The sequence below is a fragment of the Embleya scabrispora DSM 41855 genome, assembly GCF_000372745.1.
GTDB classification, from domain to species: domain Bacteria; phylum Actinomycetota; class Actinomycetes; order Streptomycetales; family Streptomycetaceae; genus Embleya; species Embleya scabrispora.
Window position 1 is genome coordinate 15,670 of sequence record NZ_KB889741.1, and the last position, 17,879, is coordinate 33,548.

The following is a 17,879-nucleotide window of genomic DNA, read 5'->3' on the forward strand; positions in this document are numbered from 1 at the left end:
GGCGATTCAGTGGTCTGTTCGACTCTCGCCGAAGGTGCGTCGGTAGGCGCCCGGCGTGGTGCCCAGGTGGGTGCGGAAGTGGCGGCGCAGGGCGACCGCGGTGCCGAGGCCGACCCGGCCGGCGATGACGTCCACGGGCAGGTCGGTCTGTTCGAGCAGGGTTCGGGCCGCCTCGATGCGCCGGGTGAGCAGCCATTGCCAGGGACTGATGCCGAGTTGTTCGGCGAATCGCCGGGCCAGGGTCCGGCTGGATACGCCGGCGTGTTCGGCGAGCCGATTCAGGGTCAGCGGGGTGCCCAGGCGGTCCGTCGCCCAGTCGAGCAGCGGGGCCAGCGACTCGTCGGTCCGCGCGGGGGTTGGCCGGCCCGCGTACTGGAGTTGGCTGCCCTCGCGGTGCGGCGGCAGCACCATGCTGCGGGCGATCTGTGCGGCGTGGCCGGCGCCGTGGTCGGTCCGGACCAGATGCAGGCACAGGTCGATGCCCGCGCCCGACCCGGCGCTGGTGGCCACGTCGCCGTGGTCCACGTACAGCACGTCCCGGTCCACGATCACGTTCGGGAACGCGGCGGCGAGTTGTGCGGTGCGGCGCCAGTGGGTGGTGGCACGGCGTCCGTCGAGCAGGCCGGCCTGCGCGAGCACGAACGCCCCGGTGCAGATCGCGACGACCCGGGCACCTCGGCCGTGTGCGGCCCGCAGCGCGGCCAGGACCTCGGCCGACACCGCGGCGCCCGGTGGTTGCCAGCCGGGCACGAGCACGGTGTCCGCGTCGGTCAGGGCGCTGAGCCCGGACTCCACGAGCATCGGGTAGCCGATGGTGGTGGGCAGCGGGCCGGGGGTCTCGGCGCAGATCCGAAAGTCGTAGTGGGCCGGCAGATCCGGGTGCGCGGTGGCGAAGACCTCGGCGGCACACGCGAGTTCGAACGGGGACTGGGGCGGGTTCAGCAGGGCCACGATCCGATGACGACGAGACATGGCAGGAATATTTCCACAGATGTCTTTCCGGACACTATGCGGGGGTCCGGCCCCGGGGCACAGTGGGCTCATGAGTGAGATCGAGAACCCGAACGCCCTGGTGACCGCCCTGCATGTGGACGACGTGGCGCCGATGGAGGTGGCCTTGGGCATCGTCCGCCGCCGGTTGACCGGCACCGAGTACGCACGGGCCTGGCTGATCGACTTCGCCCCCGGATCGCAGTGGCCCGAGGTCGATGTGCACGCGACCGAGGAGCGCTACTACGTGCTCGACGGTGAGGTGATCGAGGGCTCCGACCGGTATGGCGCCGGCACGTACGTGGTCTTCGCACCCGGCAGTCGGCACCGACCGCGCACCGAGACCGGGGCGCGGATACTGGGCATTTCGCTGCTGCCGACGACCTGACCGGGCCGCGCCGGGCGGCGTGTTCGGACGACGCCGGCACCGCGACGATCGACGCGGGTGGCGCCCGCCCCGGGCATCGCCCGCGGGGTGGTGGGGGCCGGGTGCCCGGGCGGCTCCGCCACCCGCGGGAAGCGTCGCCGGAAGGCTCACCGGAGGCTGTTCGCCGGCCGTATTAGCTTAGGGCCATGACCAAGTCGCTCTCCTTCGCAGCCTGGGGTCGGTGGTGGTCGGGTGCGGGGGTTGTCTCGCGCACGGGGCGTCACACGCTCGCGCGGTCGCTGTACCTGCTCACCGCGCCGGTGACCGCCGCGGTCGGTCTCCTGGCGGTGCTCGGCGGAGGGTTGGTCGCGACGGTCGGTCTACTGCTGCCGGGCGGTTCGTCGGTCGTGGCCCGCGCTCCGGCCCCGGTGCGCCGGTGCGCCGACCTGGAACGCCGGCGCATCGCGAAGGTACGCCCGCCGCTTCCGGGGGACGAAGGCGTCGCCTCGCGGCCGAAGTGCGACACCGTCGCGTCCGCTCCCGCGCCGTGGCTCGACGCGGCCCACGCGCTGGTGGTGCTCCCGGTCACCCTGGTCACGGCGGCGGTGATCGCGTTGTGGTGGTTCGTCGGTCTCGCCTGCGCCACGTGCGCCCTGCGCTACGAGTACGCGCCACCCGGGTCGCTGCGCCCCCTGTCGCTGAACGCGGGCAGCGCCGAATCGCACGTCACGGTGAGCCTCGGGTTGTTGTCGCCGACCGATCGGGTCGCCTTCGGGACCACGGTCGGCCTGCTGCTGCTGGTCACCCTGCCGCTGGTGACCCGGGCGTGCACCCATGTCCAGGCCGGGCTGGGGCAGGCGCTGCTCTGCGACACGTCCGCGTTGCACCGCAGGATCAGCGGGCTGGAGCAGGAGCGGGACACCGCCCGTGCGCAGACCGTCGCCGCGGTGACGGCCGAGGCGAGCGCACTGCGCCGGCTCGAGCGCGACATCCACGACGGCCCCCAGCAACGACTGGTCCGCCTCGCGATGGAACTGGGGCGGGCCCAGCACTACCTCGACAGCAGGCCGGAGACGGTGCGGGCGGCCCTCGCCGACGCGATCGTCCAGGCCCACGAGGCATTGGACGAGTTGCGGGCGTTGTCGCGCGGCATCGCCCCGCCGATCCTGGTCGACCGCGGCCTGAACGAGGCGCTCACCGCCCTGGCCGCGCGCTCCACCGTCCCCGCCGAACTCGATACGGTTTGCCTGGAGCGTCGGCTGCACGCCGGTGTCGAGACAGCCGCGTATTTCGTGGTCGCGGAGACCCTGACCAACGTGGCCAAGCACAGCCACGCGCATCGGTGCGCGATCGCACTACGCCACGGTGGGGGAACCTTGAGGGTTTGGGTGACGGACGACGGAGTGGGCGGCGCGGCACTGGACAAGGGGCACGGACTGCGGGGTCTGGACGAGCGGCTGCATGCGGTCGGCGGTCGGCTGTCGGTCGACAGTCCCCGCGGCGGCCCGACGACGATCACCGCGGTGCTGCCGTGCTGCTGACCCCCGGCGAGGGAGCGCGCGCCGCGCCGGCGGACCATGCGGTGCGCCGTTCGCTGCGCATTGTCGTGGCCGACGACTCGGTGCTGCTGCGCGAGGGCCTGGTCCGGCTGCTCGTCGAGGACGGGCATCAGGTGGTGGACGCGGTCGGTGACGGCCCCTCCCTGGTCGAGGCTGTCCTCGAACACCGTCCGGACGTGTCGATCGTCGACGTGCGGATGCCGCCGACCCATACGGACGAGGGCCTGCGCGCGGCGATCGCCGCCCGCTCGCACCTTCCCGGCGCCCCCATGTTGATGCTCAGCCAGTACGTGGAGGCGTCCTACGCCGGCGACCTGCTCGCGGACGGCTCCGGAGCGGTCGGCTACCTCCTCAAGGACCGGGTCGCCAGGATCGCCGAGTTCCTGGACGCGCTGGAGCGGGTCGCCCGCGGCGGGACGGTACTGGACCCCCAGGTCGTCGCCCAGTTGCTGACGGAGCAGCGCCGGGACAGCCCCGTGGGGACCTTGACCGTACGGGAACGGCAGATCCTGGCGCTGATGGCCGAGGGCTGTTCCAATACGGCCATCACCCGGCAACTGGTGATCTCCGCCAGCGCGGTGGAGAAGCACATCGGCAACATCTTCGCCAAACTCGGCCTGCTGCCCGACGATGCCCGGCATCGCCGGGTACTCGCCGTGCTCACATACCTCAGAGGCTGACGGCGGTCCGTTTTCTCCGTGTTCGGCCCCTCCGAGCGCTGCCCTCGGTGCCTGCCTGTTCCTCGCGGGGGTGTGGCCTGCCATACCCCCGAGTGTCCGGCCTGCCCCGGTGACCGTGCGGCGCCGGTGCGAAACCGTGGGCGACATGACAGCGACACCACACACCACCGGTCCACGCCGACACCCCGCCGCCCCGTCGCGATTCGCGGGTATGCCCGGTCGCACACTCGCCGTGCTCGTCGCCCTGGCGACGGCCCTCCTCGTCGCTCTCTTCCTCGCCCCGGGCCCGCTTGCGGCGAGCGGGTCGGGGGGCGACTCCCTCGACGAGGGCAACCTCGCCGAATCCTTCCGCGAGGCGTTCGTCGAGTACTGGAATGCCGGCAACCGGGATTTCTCCCCGGACATGCGGAGGGTCGTCGACTACTGGTTGCGCTACCACGTGGTCAAGGCCGTGGTCGCGGCGACCCTGCTGATCGTGCTCGTCGCACTCGGCGTGCTCGTCTGGCGGGCATTCCTGCGGGCCGGTGACCTCGGGGCGGGACACGGGGCCGCCCTCGCGTCGGCCGGCGTTCTCGTCACGCTGCTCGCGCTGTTCGCGTCGGTGACGATGGCGGCCAACATCCAGGGGGCGGTGGCGCCCTTCGCCTCGCTGTTGTCGATGCTGCCGACCGGGGCAACCGAGGGGGAACTCGCCGTCACGCTCGATCGGGTCAGGCAGCAACTGACCTCCCCCTCGGGCGCGGCCGGGCGAACCCCGCCTCCTCTCGACGTGATGATCGACGACTTCGCTCGATATCACGTGGCGATGGCCGTGCTCGGCGCGATCGTGGCGGTCGTCCTGATCGGGTCGAGCGTGGTGTCGGGGAAGAGGTTCGCGAGGACGGAGTCGTCCGACCGGCGACGGCGTCGTGTGTTTGGGGCGTTCGGTGTTCTCTCGGCGTTGGTGTCGCTGGTCGTGATCGTCGTCGTGGTGGCGAACACGGGCAACGCGACCGACCCGAGGTCGGGGCTCTCGGCCTTCTTCGAAGGCGGATGGTGATGCGCGTCGGGGGCGATCGACTGCCCGACTTCGCCTCGTCCGTTCCTGGAACCCGCGCTCGTACCAGGCGAGTTCGCTACCCGGTCGGCGAGCCGAAGCGGTTCACCCACTCGGCTGCCGCGGGCAGCACATCGTCGAGCGGGGCCACGTCCGGATACCAGGCCCGCTCCCATTCCAACGACACCCAGCCCCGCCAGTCGTGTTCGCGCAGGGTGGTTCCGATGGCGGTCAGCGGTACGGACCCGGTGCCCAGCGGGACCGGCGTGGTATCGGCGGCGGAGGCGGCGTCCTTGATCTGGACGTAGCGCAGCAGCCCGGTGAGGGCGTCGGCCGTGTCGGCGGGCTGCTCGCCGTGCCGCCACGGGTGCAACGCGTCCCAGATCACCCCGACCGCGCCTGCGAACGGTCGGACCAGGGACGCGACCGCCGCGCCCGTGGGGTGCGAGTCGTGGGTCTCGACGAGCATGGTGACCCCGCGCGCGGTGGCTTCGGGAAGCAGCACCGCAAGCCTGTGCCCGGCGCGTTCGGCGTCGCCCTCGCCGGTGCCGCCCGGAAAGATCCGCACGGCGGGTGCGCCCAGGTCGTGGGCCAGATCGAGGAGCTTGGAGATCATGGACAGCACGACCGGGTCGGGCGTGGGCGCGCAGATGCCGGCGTAGCCGGCCAGGCACGGTACGGCGAGGTCGGCGTCGGCGATCCGGGCGCGGATGGAGCGGCGTTCGCCGACAGGTAGGTCCAAGTGGACGAATTCGTCCTGGTGTACCCGAAGTTCCAGCCCTGTGCAGCCGTGCCGCAGGGCACGGGCGAGGTGTTCGTGCAGGGGTCGGCCGGGTGCGCCGAGCGTGCTGAACGCCCATCGTTTCGCACGCTCGGGTGTGCTCACGTGTCCTCGACTCCCTCGCCCGGCGCCGCCGCGCCACCGATCGATCCGACCGAGGCCCGGCCGATCGATGTACGGAAAGCGCTTTCCGTACGGGAGGTTAGATCGCCCCCGGATCGCCGGTCAAGCGGACGCCGCGGCATCGATCCCGGAGCCTCGACTCAGGCCGGCGTGTGGTTCAGGACGTGGTCAGCGTGTAGTTCAGGACGTAGGTGTGGCCGCCGTCCTCGGCACGGACGATGTCGAGCGTGCCGCCGATGCCGGCCAGTTCGTCCGACCCGGTGCCGGCGACCACGCGGATGGCCAGGTGCTCGCCGCCGCTCCCCGGTGCGCTGTGCTGGAGGACGAAGGAGCCTTTGCGGCCCGCCAATTCGCCGGCGAAGCGTTCCACGGCCACGTAGGCGGCGGGGTTGCCGTCGAGGTCGTTCACCGAGAGCATGTGCACCGAGCTGGTACCGACCAGGTCGCCGGCGAAGGTCTTGGTGATCCGCACCCGGCCGAGCGCGGCGCCCGGGTCGGCCTCGTCGACCGTCTCCGGTTCGAACGAGGTGAGTTCGAAGGAACCGCGAGCTGCCGTAGTCATGGTGCCACCCTCGATCGTTGCCTACCGTGTCACGCCGCAGCCTTGCACACGCATCCGACAACGCCCATCGCCGACGCGTGATCGCGTGCCGTGGTGAACACCCGCCGTCGTAGCGTGGAAGTCCCGCTGCTCGGACCGACGGCGGTATGGCCGGGTGCGGCGCGCCGCCGCTTCGCGAGGGGGTCGTCCGTTCACCGGATACGAACACCGGATACGAAAAAGGGCGAGGGATCCGACTCTCCCCGCCATGAACAACTTATAGCGCGTCGGGGGGCTTGCGGCAAGGCCCCGGTGGTACCGCAGAATCGGCGGCCGAACGTGGAAACCGGCGGAACCTGGAGTCGCGAAGTGCGAGTGTTGTCGATGACGTGGGGATCGCGCGGAGATGCCGAGCCGTTGGCGGTGCCGGCGGTGAAGTCGCGTGACCTCGGCGCGCAGGTGCGGGTGTGCGCGCCGCCGGACGAGGCGTTCGCGGCCCTGTCGGCCCTGGCGGCGCGTGTCGGTGTGCGGGCCGCGCCGCTCGGCCCGACGGTGCGCTCGGTGGTCGCCGGCACGAAGGCACCGACGGCGCGTGACGCCTTCCGGCTCGCCCCCGAGCCGGTCGCCGCGCGGTTCGACACACTCGCCGCGGCGGCCGAGGGAAGTGACGCGCTGCCGGCAGCCGGCCTGATGCCGGCCGGCGCACGGGACGTGGTGATCGACCTGGCCCCGATCGACGAGCGGGTCGACTGCTTCGCCGTCGGCGAGGCCGGCCAACAGGCCCGGCAGGCACTGGTTCGCCGGGTGGCCGCCGTCGTGCACCACGGCGGCGCGGGCGCCACGACGACGGCCGCCCGGGCCGGCGCGCCTCGGGTGGTGGTCCCGCGGATCGCGGACCAGCCGTACCGGGCCGGCCGGCCGCCCTGGGCATCGGCGCGGCACACGAGGGCCCGGCTCCGACCTTCGAGTCCCTGTCCGCCGCGCTCGCGACGGCCTTGACCCCCCGGACCCGCGCACGCGCGACCGCCGTGGCCGGCACGATCCGCACCGACGGCGCGACGGTGGCCGCGCGGCTGCCGCCCGACGCGGCCGGCCGGGACAGGTCGCCGGGGTCCGTGTGACCCACGCGAGATCGTCGAGCCGGAACCAGGAACACGAGAACCCACACACCCCGGCGGCCGGGACGGACGACGGCCACGGGGCCACTTCGGGCGCGGTTTTGCCGCCCGTCCCCGCCACCGGGTTCGTCACGACGATCCGAAACCCCCTGCCACGCGCCACGGTCGCACCGCGACCCCAGATCGGAGCCGATGCCGTGAACCCCCTGACCACCAGCAGCGCGTTCGACCTTCCCGACCACCTCTCGGCCAAGGCCGATCCGGCGCTGACGGCCGACGACGAGCAACACTTCGCGGCCATCGCGCAGTGCCTGGAGCAGTCGATCGCCGACCTGTCCGACCGCCTCGACGCCGAGCGCAAGGCGCCCGGCGGCAAGGGTCGGCAGGCGATGGACCGGGACATCGAGATCCACCGGCTGACCACTCGCCTGCGGGCGCTGCGTCGCTTCGGCCTGGACCTGTGCCTTGGACACATGGTCGGCGCGGACGACCCCGAGCCCGTGTACGTCGGACGTCTCGGCCTCACCGACAGCGCGGGGCGTCGGTTGCTGGTCGACTGGCGCACCCCCGCGGCCGAGCCCTTCTTCGGAGCCACCCACGGCAACCCGATGGGCCTGGCAAGCCGGCGCAGGTACCGCTGGACCCGCGGCCGGATCAGCGACTACTGGGACGAGGTGTTCACCCCGGATGGGTTCGTCGGGCATGCCGCCCTCGACGACCAGTCCGCCTTCATCGCCGGCCTGGGCGGCAATCGCTCGCCCCGGATGCGCGACGTGCTCGGTACCATCCAGGCCGACCAGGATGCCATCATCCGCGCCGGATCCCGCGGTGCTCTCGTCGTCGACGGCGGTCCCGGTACGGGGAAGACCGTCGTCGCCCTGCACCGCTCCGCCTACCTTCTCTACTCCGACCCCCGCCTGGGTCACCGCCGCGGCGGTGTGCTGTTCGTCGGCCCGCACCAGCCCTACCTGAACTATGTCGCCGACGTCCTTCCCAGCCTCGGCGAGGAGGGCGTGCAGACCTGCACCCTGCGGGATCTCGTCGCCGAGGGAGCCGGGGCGGGGGTCGAGGCCGACCCGGGGGTCGCCCTCCTGAAGTCGTCCGCGGACCTGGTGCGGGCGATCGAGAAGGCCGTGCGGTTCTACGAGGAGCCGCCCACCAAGGGAATGACGATCACGACCCACTGGTCCGACATCCGGCTGACCGTCCGCGATTGGGCCGAGGCGTTCGAGGCGGCGGAACCCGGTATGGCGCACAACGAGGCACGCGAGTCGATCTGGGAGGAACTGCTCACGATCCTGGTGGACAAGCACGACGACGACGAGGTTTCGCCCGACCTGCTCCGCAGGTCCCTGGCGCGGAACGGTGAACTGCTCACGGCCTTCAACCGGGCATGGCCACTGCTCGAAGCGACCGACATCGTCGGAGACCTGTGGACGGTACCCGCCTACCTGCGGATGTGTGCCCCCTGGCTCGACCCCGACGACGTGCGGAAGTTGCAGCGCGGGAACGCCCATGCCTGGACGGCGTCCGACCTGCCGTTCCTGGACGCGGCACGACTGCGGCTCGGCGACCCGGAGGCGGCGCGCCGCAAGCGCCGACGCAAGGCCGCCGTCGCCGCCGAGCGCGAGCACATGTCCCACGTCGTCGACGCCCTGCTGGAGGCCGACGACGACGGTGAGGGTGTGGTGACGATGCTGCGCGGTGAGGACCTACGGGCATCCCTGGTCGACGAGTCCGCGCAGCCCGGCCTCGAACCGGATCTGCTCGCCGGTCCGTTCGCGCACGTCGTCGTGGACGAGGCCCAGGAACTGACCGACGCCGAATGGCAGATGTTGCTGCTGCGGTGCCCGTCCCGGAGCTTCACCATCGTCGGGGACCGCGCCCAGGCCCGGCACGGGTTCACCGAGTCGTGGCAGGAACGGCTCGAGCGGATCGGGCTCGACCGGATCAACCTGGCCTCCCTGAGCATCAACTACCGGACGCCGGAGGAAATCATGACGCAGGCCGAGCCGGTCATCCGGGCCGCGCTCCCGGACGCCAACGTGCCGACCTCCATCCGCAGCAGCGGCGTCCCCGTCGTACACGGATCCGTCTCGGAACTGGACTCGATCCTGGACACCTGGCTCGCCACCCATGCCGAGGGGATCGCCTGCGTCATCGGCGATCCCGCCTTCCGGTCGACGTCCCGCGTGCGGTCGCTGACCCCGGGGTTGTCCAAGGGGCTGGAGTTCGACCTGGTCGTCCTCATCGATCCGGAGGCGTTCGGCACGGGCATCGAAGGGGCGGTCGACCGCTATGTCGCGATGACCCGAGCCACCCGAGAGCTGGTCGTACTCACGAGTTCCTGAGGTCGGGCGAACGCCCGCTCCCGGACCGGCCGGTGCCGTTTCGGGTGCGGGCGGGCGGGTGCGGGCGGGCGGGGCGAGTGCGGGTGCGGGTGGATCGGGTCCGGGCGCGGGTGCGGGACGGTCGAGTCAGCGGCGGCGTACCGCGAGGGTCATGGCCGCGCACAGTGCGGCCGGCAGGAGCAGGGCCCAGACCAGGTCGTGGGGGTCGGCTGCGCCGTCGACGCTGACGAAGGCGCCCATCGCGGCGACGCCGAGCGTCGCGCCGATCTGGCGGACGGCGTTGAGGAGGCCGCCGGCGGCGCCGGCCGTGCCCTCGGGGGCCGTGGTGATGACCGTGGTGACCAGCGCCGGGAGCGCGAAGGAGACGCCGAAGCCGGTGCACAGCAGGCCGATGGCCAGGACCGGATAGGCCGAGCCGGTCAGCACGGCCACGGCGAACACGACGCTGCCCGCGGTCAACAGGCCCAATCCGGCGAGCATCGGCCCACGCGCCCCCGACCTGGCCACGATTCGGCCGGTCAGCAGCGGATTGACCGCGAACGGCAGGGTCATCGGCAGGAACGCGACACCCGTCTCCAACGGCGACATGTGCAGGCTCTGCCGAAACAACAACGGGAGGACGAACAGCAGTCCGGTCATCGCGAAGTTGACCGCCGCGCCCGCGAGCAACGCGGACACCGTGCCACGCGAGCGCAGGATCGCCGGGGCCAGTACCGGGTTGGCGCTGCGCCGCTCGGACCCGGCGAACAGCAGCCCGGCGAGCACCGCGCCCGCGCCCGAGCCCGCCGCGTGCGTCGCGCTGCCGGAGCCCGCCGCGATCAGGGCATCGGTGGCCGGCCCCAGCGTCACGCACGCGGCGAGCTGGGAGGTCCAGTCGATCGGTCGTACCCCCTTCGGGCAGCGCACCGTTCGCCCGGCCGTCAGGGCCAACGTGAGTGCGGCGAGCGGCACGTTGATCAGGAAGATGGCCCGCCGGCCGAACGCGTCGACCAGCAGTCCGCCGACGATGGGTCCCACCGCGAGCGCGGCGCCGCTGAGCGCGGCCCAGACCGCGACCGCCCTGGCCCGTTCGGCCGGCACCGGATACAGCGTGGTGACCGTGGCCATCGACGCGGGTACGCACGCGGCGGCGGCCACGCCGAGCAGTGCGCGCAGGGCCACCAGGGTCCACAGGTCCGGCGCCCAGGCGCTGAGCAGCGAGCCGAGGCCGAACGCGACGATGCCCACCCGGAATGCCCGATGCGCACCGAACCGGTCGGACATCGCGCCCGCCGTCAACAGCAGCGCACCGAATACGACGGTGTACCCGGACACCACCCATTGCAGACCCGCCACCGAACTGCCCAGTGACCGGGCCGGATCCGGCTCGGCCACCGACAGCACGGTCAGGTCGAGCAGCACCATGAAATAGCCCAGCGCGATGCCCAGGAGGGCGACCGTACGAGAGCGTGCCGTCGGCGCGGGCCGGGTGGAAACGGGTGAATCGACGACAGTCATCGAGAGTTCTCCAAGGATGGGTGGGGTGAGCACGGCGAAGGCGCGACAGGGCGATCGCGCGGTATCGCGATTGCGCGGTACGGCGAAGGTGCGGCACTGCGATCGCGCGGGAGTCCGGCCCGTCGGCAGGTTTACCGACCGGGCTCGATACCGGGGCATACCGCCGAGACCGGCATCGGCAGCGGGAACGGATCGAGGACAACCACTGTGCGGCCGCGCTGGATTCGGCTCGACCGGCTGTGCCGCATGCCTCGTTCGGAATATCCGAACGCTGTGCCGAGGTTGCCGGACCATGGAATTCCGCCGGCTCCGCACGTTCGAGACGGTCATCCGGACCGGGACCGTCACCGCCGCCGCCAACGCGCTGGGCATCGCGCCCTCGTCGGTCTCCGAACAGATCCGGGTGCTGGAGAAGTCGGTCGGCGTCGCGTTGTTCGACCGAGGTCCCAGGGGAATGACGCTCACCTCGGCCGGCGAGCGCATGCGCGACTGGGCCCACCGCCTGCTCGACCAGGCCGATCAGGCCCGCCGCGAGGTCGCCGAGGCCGCGCCGCTGCTGCGACTGGGTGCGTTGGAGAGCATCGCCGCGACGCACGTGCCACCGGTACTGGCCCGGCTCGGTGCGCGCCGACCCGACCTGCGGGTCCAGGTCGGTTCGAACGGTACGCGCGATGACCTGTTGGCCGCCGTGGCCGCCGGACGCCTCGATGCGGCGCTGGTCCTGGACACCGGTACCTGGCTCGGCGAGCTGGGCTTCGAACCGCCGCCGGCCGCGCTGGCGTTCGTCGACTTGGAGCCGATCGGGCTGGCCCTGGTGGCCGCGCCGGGCCACCCGCTCGGCGGCCGCTCCGAGATCACCGGCGACGATCTGCGCGGTCACCGGCTCCTGGTCAACGTGGCGGCTTGCTCGTTCCGCCTGGCCGGTGATCGACTCCTGGGCACGGAGGTGGAACAGGTCCGGGTCGGCGGCGTCGCGGTCATCCGGGCGTGGACCGAACAGGGCCTGGGCGTCGCCCTGTTGCCGGCCTTCGCGGTCGCCGACCAACTCGCCTCCGGCAAGCTGATCCGACTCGCCCTGGACGCCCCCGATCTGACTCTGCGTCTGGTCTGGCGTCCGGACCGGGAATCCCTCCCGGGCCTGCGCGAAGTCCTCTACGCGGCGGCCGCCCCGACACCCGGCACCACGGGACCGGTCACCCCGCTCGCGAGCGCGCGCACGGGGCCGTGATCCGACAGCCGGCGCCGTCCGGCTCGGCCGGGCTCCCGGCCCGGCCGCCCTGCCGAGGACGGGGGTCGACCACGACGAGCGTTTACGTTCGGAAGCCGGCGGTCACCCTCCGTTGCGGGAATCGGGGTCGGAGTCGGGATCGGGATCGGTGGATGGGAGTGCGATGGTGCGGCGACGACGGGATGGGCTTCGGTTCGTGGATGACGTGGATGACGTGGACGGCGTGGGTGGCGTGGTGTCATGGATCCGGTGAACGCCTCCCTGGCCGAGATCCACGATCGGCTCGGCGCCATTGCCGACGGCGAAGTCGCTGACTACATTCCGCAGTTGGCCTCGGCCGACCCGCGGACATTCGGGCTGGCCCTGGTGAGCATGTCCGGCCACTGCTACAGCGCCGGCGACATCGACGAGCCGTTCAGCATCCAGTCCGTGTCCAAACCGTTCGTGTACGCGCTCGCGCTGTCCGAGCTTGGTCCCGCCGAGGTGAGCCGCCGAGTCGGCGCGGAGCCCAGCGGCGAGGCGTTCAACGCGATCAGCCTCGAACCGGGCACCGGTCGCCCGGCGAACCCCATGGTCAACGCCGGCGCCATCGTGACCACCTCGCTGGTCCCGGCGGCGGACCCGCGGGATCGATTCGAGCGCATCCTCGCGTGCCTGTCCGCGTTCGCGGGTCGCTCCCTGGACGTCGACGAGGACGTGTACCGCTCCGAGGTCGAAACGGGAGATCGCAACCGGGCCCTGGCCTACCTGATGCGCGGCGCGGGATCGTTGTCCGGCGACGTGGACGAGACCGTACGCACCTACTTCCGCCAGTGCTCGATCCGGGTCCGCGTCGCCGACCTGGCGGTGATGGCCGCGACGCTGGCCAACGGCGGCGTCAACCCGGTCACCGGCGACCGGGTGATCGCCGAACCGGTGGCGGTACGGGCACTCGCGGTGATGGCCACGTGCGGGATGTACGACACCGCCGGCGAATGGCTGCTGCGAGTGGGACTGCCCGCCAAGAGCGGGGTGTCCGGCGGCCTGATCGCGTGCAGCCCCGCGCGCTTCGGCATCGCCGTGCACAGCCCGCCACTGGATCGCGCGGGCAACCCGGTACGCGGCGTGGTCGCGCTCACCGAACTCTCCCAACGCTTCGCCCTGCACCTGATGCACCAACCGGGCCGACACATCGCGACCGTCACCGAGGTCACCACCGCGCTCGACCAGCCCTCCTTCCGGGCCCGCACCCCGGGGGAGCGTGCCGTCCTCGACCGCGAGGGGCACCACATCGTGGTGATCCGCGCCCAGGGGGTGTTGGAATTCACCGAGACGGAGCACCTGCTGCACGCGCTCCGCGAGTCCGTGCCGGACGCACCCGGTTGGATCGTGCTGGACCTGGACCGGGTCACCCGGATCGCCGTCGGCCCCGCCACCATGCTCGGCTCCGCGCTGGCCGGTCTCGCCTCCACCGGCCACGAGCTCGCCATCGCGGCCCGGGAACCGCTGCTGGACCCGGTCGCCGACCCCGCGCCGTGGACCCCGTTCCGCAGCCGGGCGGAGGCCGTCGCCTGGTGCGAGGACCGGCTGCTCGCGACGACGGCGGCGCAGCCGTCCGGGTGACGCGGTTCGCGGGCGGTCCCCGCGTGCGGTCCGCGGGCGGCCCCGGGAACGCGGTTCGAGTGGGGCGCCCGGCTTGCTGTCGTGGGGCCGAGAGATTCTTTCGGCGAGCGGTCACATTCCCGGGTCGGCATGGGTCACATCGTTGTCGGATCGGAAAAACGGTCCCCGCACGAAGCCATCGCCGACCTCCGGAACCCGAGTCCGGAAGCCCCTGAGGAGCACATCATGACCGCAGGTATCAAGACGGTGATCCATCCCGTCCGCGATCTCGCCAAGGCCAAGGAGTTGTACAGCCGAATCCTGGGGGTGGAGCCGGTGGTGGACGAGGTCTACTACGTCGGCTACCGGGTCGCCGGCCAGGACATCGGCCTGGACCCCAACGGCCACGCCAAGTGGGCCGGCGGCCCGATCGCCTACTGGCACGTCGAGGACATCGACGCGACCTACAAGTCCCTGGTCGAGGGTGGCGCGGAGTCCGTACACGAGGTCAAGGATGTCGGCGGCGGCAAGCGGACCGCCGTTCTCAAGGACGCCGACGACAACCCCATCGGCCTGATTCAGGGCTGATCCGGGGCCGAGTAACGGCCTGGGCACCGGTCCGGGCGGCAAAGCGCCATGACGCGTCCCGAGCGCGGCACGACCGGCGAGGCCGGCACCCGAGGGTGTCGGCCTCGCCGCACGTCGGGGATTGCCGTCACGGGGGGTGGAGACGCGGGTGGTGACTTGGGCTCGGATTGGGTGGCTTCGATATCGGCCACGTGTTGTCAGTACGAGCCGTATGTGGGGGCCCCGAGCCGCTCGTAGGAGTTGAGGACCACGCCGGTCGCGGTGGCGCGCGACTCGGTGAGGGTGAAGGCGGTCGGCTGTACGCCGGGGACGAACAGTCGCTTGCCGGAGCCCACGGCGACCGGGAACGTCAGCAGGTGCATCGTGTCGATCAGGCCGAGCCGCAGCAGCGCGCCGGCCAGGGCTCCGCTGCCGTGAATCTGGAGTTCGTGGCCGTCCTGCTCCTTGAGCGCGGCGACCTCCTCGGCGAGGTCGCCGCCGAGCAGCTTGGTGTTCGCCCAGTCGGCCGAGGCCAGGGTGCCGGTGGGGACGTACTTGGGCAGCTCGTTGAGCCGGGTGGCGATGGGATTGGCGGGGTCGGTCACCTTCGGCCAGTACGACGCGAAGATCTCGTACGTCCGGCGCCCGAGCAGGAAGGCGTCCGCCCGGCCGATGACGTCGGTCATGAACCGCCCGAAATCCTCGTCGCCGTACGGCACCGACCAACCGCCGTGCTCGAATCCACCGCTGGGGTCCTCCTCCGGGCCACCAGGGGCCTGGTAGACGCCGTCGAGGGTGAGAAAGGTGGTGAGGATGAGCTTCATGGCAGTGCCCTTCATGGTTTCCGCGCCGTCACACGCTTCGACTGCCGGCCGGCCGGAAACTCATCGGTGCGGGAGAGATCCTTCCGCAGTTCCCACCACGACGTCGAGCCACACACTCCGTGCTTCACACAGGTCACGAGGAGCCACGAAATGTCGTATCCGACCTATCCCGAGGCCCGCTACCACGGCGAGGGAGGCGAAGTCAGTGCCCGCTTCCGCCCGGCTGGGCATCCGCCGGAACTGACCACGGCCGGTGCGAGCTATCACTACCTGGCCACGGCCGACTCCACGGACGGCGAGTTCGGGCTGTACCGGGTGGACATGCACGCGGTGCCCAGCGGCCCGGGCACGCACTTCCACCGCACCATCTCCGAGTCCTTCTTCGTACTGTCCGGCACGATTCGGCTGTTCGACGGCAACGCGTGGCGCGACGCCAAGGCCGGCGACTTCCTGTACGTGCCCGTGGGTGGCCTGCACGCGTTCCGCAACGAATCGGGGGAGCCGGCCTCGATGCTGCTCCAGTTCGCCCCCGGCGCGCCTCGTGAGGCGTATTTCGAGGGGGTGCCGGAACTGGAACACCTTACGGAGAAGGAGCGCGCGCAGTTCTTTCTGCGTCATGACAATCAGTGGGTGGATCTCGGGGGGTAGGGGGGTGGGGGTTGACGTTCAACCGCTCTGCCGCCGTGCGTAATGCCGTCTTCTCTGTCGCTTGTGACGCAGTTCTCGGGTGCTCTCGCTGGTCGTGGGCGGGTGTCTGTGGTGTAGATCGTCCGTCAGGGTGGTTCGTGGCGCGGGGTCACCAGGGGATGGTCCCGTCGTCCTCGAAGAACGAACCGGTCGGGCCACCGTCCGGCAGCGTGGCGAGCCGGATCGCCGTGGCTGCGCCCTGCTCGGGGGTGCGGGGTCCGTGGAAGCCGGTGAAGTCGGTCGCGACCAGGCCGGGGCAGGCGGCGTTGATCAGGATGCCCGTGCCGGCGAACTGGCGGGCGTACTGCACGGTGACGGCGTTGAGGAACGTCTTCGACGGCGCGTAGGCCGCCATGACCGGACCGATGTCGATGTCCGGGTCCGCCTGCCGGGTCAGGGAGCCGACGGCGCTGGAGACGTTGACGATGCGGGGCGACCTGGAGCGCCGCAGCAGCGGCAGCATCGCGTTGGTCACCTGGATGACGCCCAGCACGTTGGTCTCCACCACCGTCCGGACCACGTCGGAATCCAGGCTGGTCGGATCCTGGGCCCACCCCGGCCCCATCTCCCCTGAGATGCCGGCGTTGTTGACCAGGACGTCGAGGCCCCCGGCCTCCAGCTCGACCAGTTCGGCGGCCTCGGTGACGCTGCGTCGGCTGGTCACGTCCAGCGGCACGCCGAACGCGTCGACCCCGGCGGCGCGCAGCTTCTCGACAGCGGCCCCGAGCCGGGTTTCGTCACGGGCTCCCACGCCCACGCGGTGTCCCAAGGCGCCCAGACCGGCCGCGATTGCGTACCCGATGCCTTTGTTCGCGCCGGTAACCAGCGCGATCTTCGCTTTGCTCATGCCGTCGATGCTCGCCCTCAGCCGAGCGGAGCGTCCAACACCGAAGCGGTATCTTACGATACCCACCAGGTATCAGCCCAGAAAGGGGACAGCCGTGGACGCCTTGGAGACCCGCGAGCTCAGGTACTTCATCGCCGTTGCCGAGGAGCTGCACTTCGGCCGCGCCGCCGAACGCCTGGGCATGGCCCAGCCGCCGCTGTCCAGAGCCATCCAGCGGCTCGAGAAACGCCTCGGGGTCTGTCTGCTGGACCGCGACCGCCGCGGCGTGCGCCTGACCGGCGCCGGCCAGGTGCTGCTGCACGAGGGCCGCGCGGCCCTGGACGCGACCGCCGCCGCGGCGCGACGCACCCGCCGCTCCGGCAGCACAGACCATCCGGGCGGCTCCCGAGAACGCCTGGTCATCGCGGTCAAGGCCGCCGCCTCCCACGATCTGTTGCAGCGGCTGCTCGACGCCTACGCCGCCGAGCCCGACGCCGCCGAGATCGAGGTGCTGGCCGGCGGTTTCACCGAGCAGGAGCAGATGCTGCGCGACGGTCGCGCCGACGTCGCGCTCCTCATCGCGCCGTTCAACTCCCTGGCCGGGTTCGACAGCGAGGAACTGCTGACCGAAGGGCGGATCGCCGTCCTACCCGCAAGGCACCCGCTCGCGACGCGCAAGTTTCTGTCCATGGCCGACATCAGCGACGTCCCCGATCTCCCGATCGCCCGCTGGCCACGACACGGCGCCTACGCACCCGGGCCAGGCCCGGAAGTCCGCGACCACACGCAGCTGGCCCAGCTGATCGCCCTCGGACGCACCATGGCCGTCGTCCCGGACTCCGCGCGCACCTGGCTATGGCACGAGCACGCCGCCGTGCCCCTGACCGACGCACCGCCCGTCCACACCCACATCGCCTGGCCCCCGCACAGCCGCTCACTCGCCCTAGCCGGCCTGATCCGCACCGCCACGCGGCTGATTCCGGACACCGCGCCGACGGCTGCCACCATGGAGTAGCCGGTCGGGGCGCCGGCTGCACCACGCGTTCGGCCACCACCAGCTCGTCACGCCCGCCCACGACCGGCACGAGCACCCACGAACCCCGCCACGCCGGCACCCTGACCA

At 71.6% G+C, this 17,879-nt stretch carries 16 protein-coding genes and 1 pseudogene; 11 read left to right on the forward strand and 6 right to left on the reverse strand.

The genetic code is table 11. The features are described from left to right. Positions 1-6: 6 nt before the first annotated feature. Entirely contained in the window at positions 7-972 is a 966-nt protein-coding gene (locus A3IC_RS0149610) for a GlxA family transcriptional regulator (protein ID WP_052174151.1), read from the reverse strand. Between the two features lie 70 nt (positions 973-1,042). Here A3IC_RS0149610 and A3IC_RS0149615 point away from each other — a divergent pair, with 70 nt between their 5' ends. The 4 genes from A3IC_RS0149615 (at position 1,043) to A3IC_RS0149630 (ending at position 4,635) form a co-directional block, all read left to right on the forward strand. After that, positions 1,043-1,378 (forward strand): cupin domain-containing protein, encoded by a 336-nt coding sequence (locus tag A3IC_RS0149615; RefSeq protein ID WP_020557496.1) that lies wholly within the window; start codon positions 1,043-1,045, stop codon positions 1,376-1,378. Between the two features lie 185 nt (positions 1,379-1,563). Further along, positions 1,564-2,898 (forward strand): sensor histidine kinase, encoded by a 1,335-nt coding sequence (locus tag A3IC_RS0149620; RefSeq protein WP_020557497.1) that lies wholly within the window; start codon positions 1,564-1,566, stop codon positions 2,896-2,898. 53 nt (positions 2,899-2,951) lie between these two features. Beyond that, positions 2,952-3,596 (forward strand): response regulator transcription factor, encoded by a 645-nt coding sequence (locus A3IC_RS0149625; RefSeq protein ID WP_026219661.1) that lies wholly within the window; start codon positions 2,952-2,954, stop codon positions 3,594-3,596. Between the two features lie 145 nt (positions 3,597-3,741). After that, complete coding sequence (locus A3IC_RS0149630; protein ID WP_026219662.1) at positions 3,742-4,635, forward strand: hypothetical protein; 894 nt, start codon at positions 3,742-3,744, stop codon at positions 4,633-4,635. Between the two features lie 76 nt (positions 4,636-4,711). Here A3IC_RS0149630 and A3IC_RS0149635 read toward each other — a convergent pair whose 3' ends face one another. Then, the gene (locus A3IC_RS0149635; RefSeq protein WP_020557500.1) at positions 4,712-5,518 is read right to left on the reverse strand and encodes a sugar phosphate isomerase/epimerase family protein; all 807 of its coding nucleotides are present in this window, start codon (positions 5,516-5,518) and stop codon (positions 4,712-4,714) included. 175 nt (positions 5,519-5,693) lie between these two features. Then, positions 5,694-6,098, reverse strand: coding sequence for a DUF3224 domain-containing protein (locus tag A3IC_RS0149640; protein WP_020557501.1), 405 nt, complete (start codon positions 6,096-6,098; stop codon positions 5,694-5,696). A gap of 699 nt (positions 6,099-6,797) precedes the next feature. Here A3IC_RS0149640 and A3IC_RS73990 point away from each other — a divergent pair. Both A3IC_RS73990 and helR read left to right on the forward strand, forming a co-directional pair. Then, positions 6,798-7,198: pseudogene (locus tag A3IC_RS73990) on the forward strand (nucleotide disphospho-sugar-binding domain-containing protein); the annotation flags it as partial. Between the two features lie 194 nt (positions 7,199-7,392). Then, a complete protein-coding gene (gene helR / locus A3IC_RS0149650; protein ID WP_026219663.1) occupies positions 7,393-9,546 on the forward strand; it encodes an RNA polymerase recycling motor ATPase HelR in 2,154 nt (717 codons plus the stop codon). 126 nt (positions 9,547-9,672) lie between these two features. On the opposite strand, the gene A3IC_RS0149655 is transcribed toward helR, so the two are convergent. Then, positions 9,673-11,043 carry an MFS transporter gene (locus A3IC_RS0149655; RefSeq protein WP_026219664.1) on the reverse strand — a complete coding sequence of 457 codons (1,371 nt, stop codon included), beginning with the start codon at positions 11,041-11,043 and terminating at the stop codon, positions 9,673-9,675. 292 nt (positions 11,044-11,335) lie between these two features. Between A3IC_RS0149655 and A3IC_RS61150 the strand changes: the two genes are divergently transcribed. The 3 genes from A3IC_RS61150 to A3IC_RS0149670 all read left to right on the forward strand — a co-directional run bounded on the left by A3IC_RS61150 (position 11,336) and on the right by A3IC_RS0149670 (position 14,440). Then, positions 11,336-12,271, forward strand: coding sequence for a LysR family transcriptional regulator (locus tag A3IC_RS61150; protein ID WP_020557505.1), 936 nt, complete (start codon positions 11,336-11,338; stop codon positions 12,269-12,271). Positions 12,272-12,511: 240 nt separating this feature from the next. Beyond that, positions 12,512-13,873, forward strand: coding sequence for a glutaminase A (glsA, locus tag A3IC_RS0149665; RefSeq protein WP_020557506.1), 1,362 nt, complete (start codon positions 12,512-12,514; stop codon positions 13,871-13,873). 225 nt (positions 13,874-14,098) lie between these two features. Then, positions 14,099-14,440, forward strand: a complete 342-nt coding sequence (locus tag A3IC_RS0149670; RefSeq protein ID WP_026219665.1) for a VOC family protein — start codon at positions 14,099-14,101, stop codon at positions 14,438-14,440. 197 nt (positions 14,441-14,637) lie between these two features. Here A3IC_RS0149670 and A3IC_RS0149675 read toward each other — a convergent pair whose 3' ends face one another. Continuing rightward, a complete protein-coding gene (locus A3IC_RS0149675; protein WP_245599992.1) occupies positions 14,638-15,243 on the reverse strand; it encodes a dihydrofolate reductase family protein in 606 nt (201 codons plus the stop codon). 150 nt (positions 15,244-15,393) lie between these two features. Between A3IC_RS0149675 and A3IC_RS0149680 the strand changes: the two genes are divergently transcribed. Further along, positions 15,394-15,891, forward strand: a complete 498-nt coding sequence (locus A3IC_RS0149680; RefSeq protein WP_020557509.1) for a cupin domain-containing protein — start codon at positions 15,394-15,396, stop codon at positions 15,889-15,891. Between the two features lie 148 nt (positions 15,892-16,039). Here the strand turns inward: A3IC_RS0149680 and A3IC_RS0149685 are convergent, their stop codons facing one another. Then, entirely contained in the window at positions 16,040-16,777 is a 738-nt protein-coding gene (locus tag A3IC_RS0149685) for an SDR family oxidoreductase (RefSeq protein WP_020557510.1), read from the reverse strand. Between the two features lie 94 nt (positions 16,778-16,871). Between A3IC_RS0149685 and A3IC_RS61155 the strand changes: the two genes are divergently transcribed. Continuing rightward, a complete protein-coding gene (locus A3IC_RS61155) occupies positions 16,872-17,771 on the forward strand; it encodes a LysR family transcriptional regulator (protein ID WP_020557511.1) in 900 nt (299 codons plus the stop codon). Positions 17,772-17,879 lie beyond the last annotated feature (108 nt).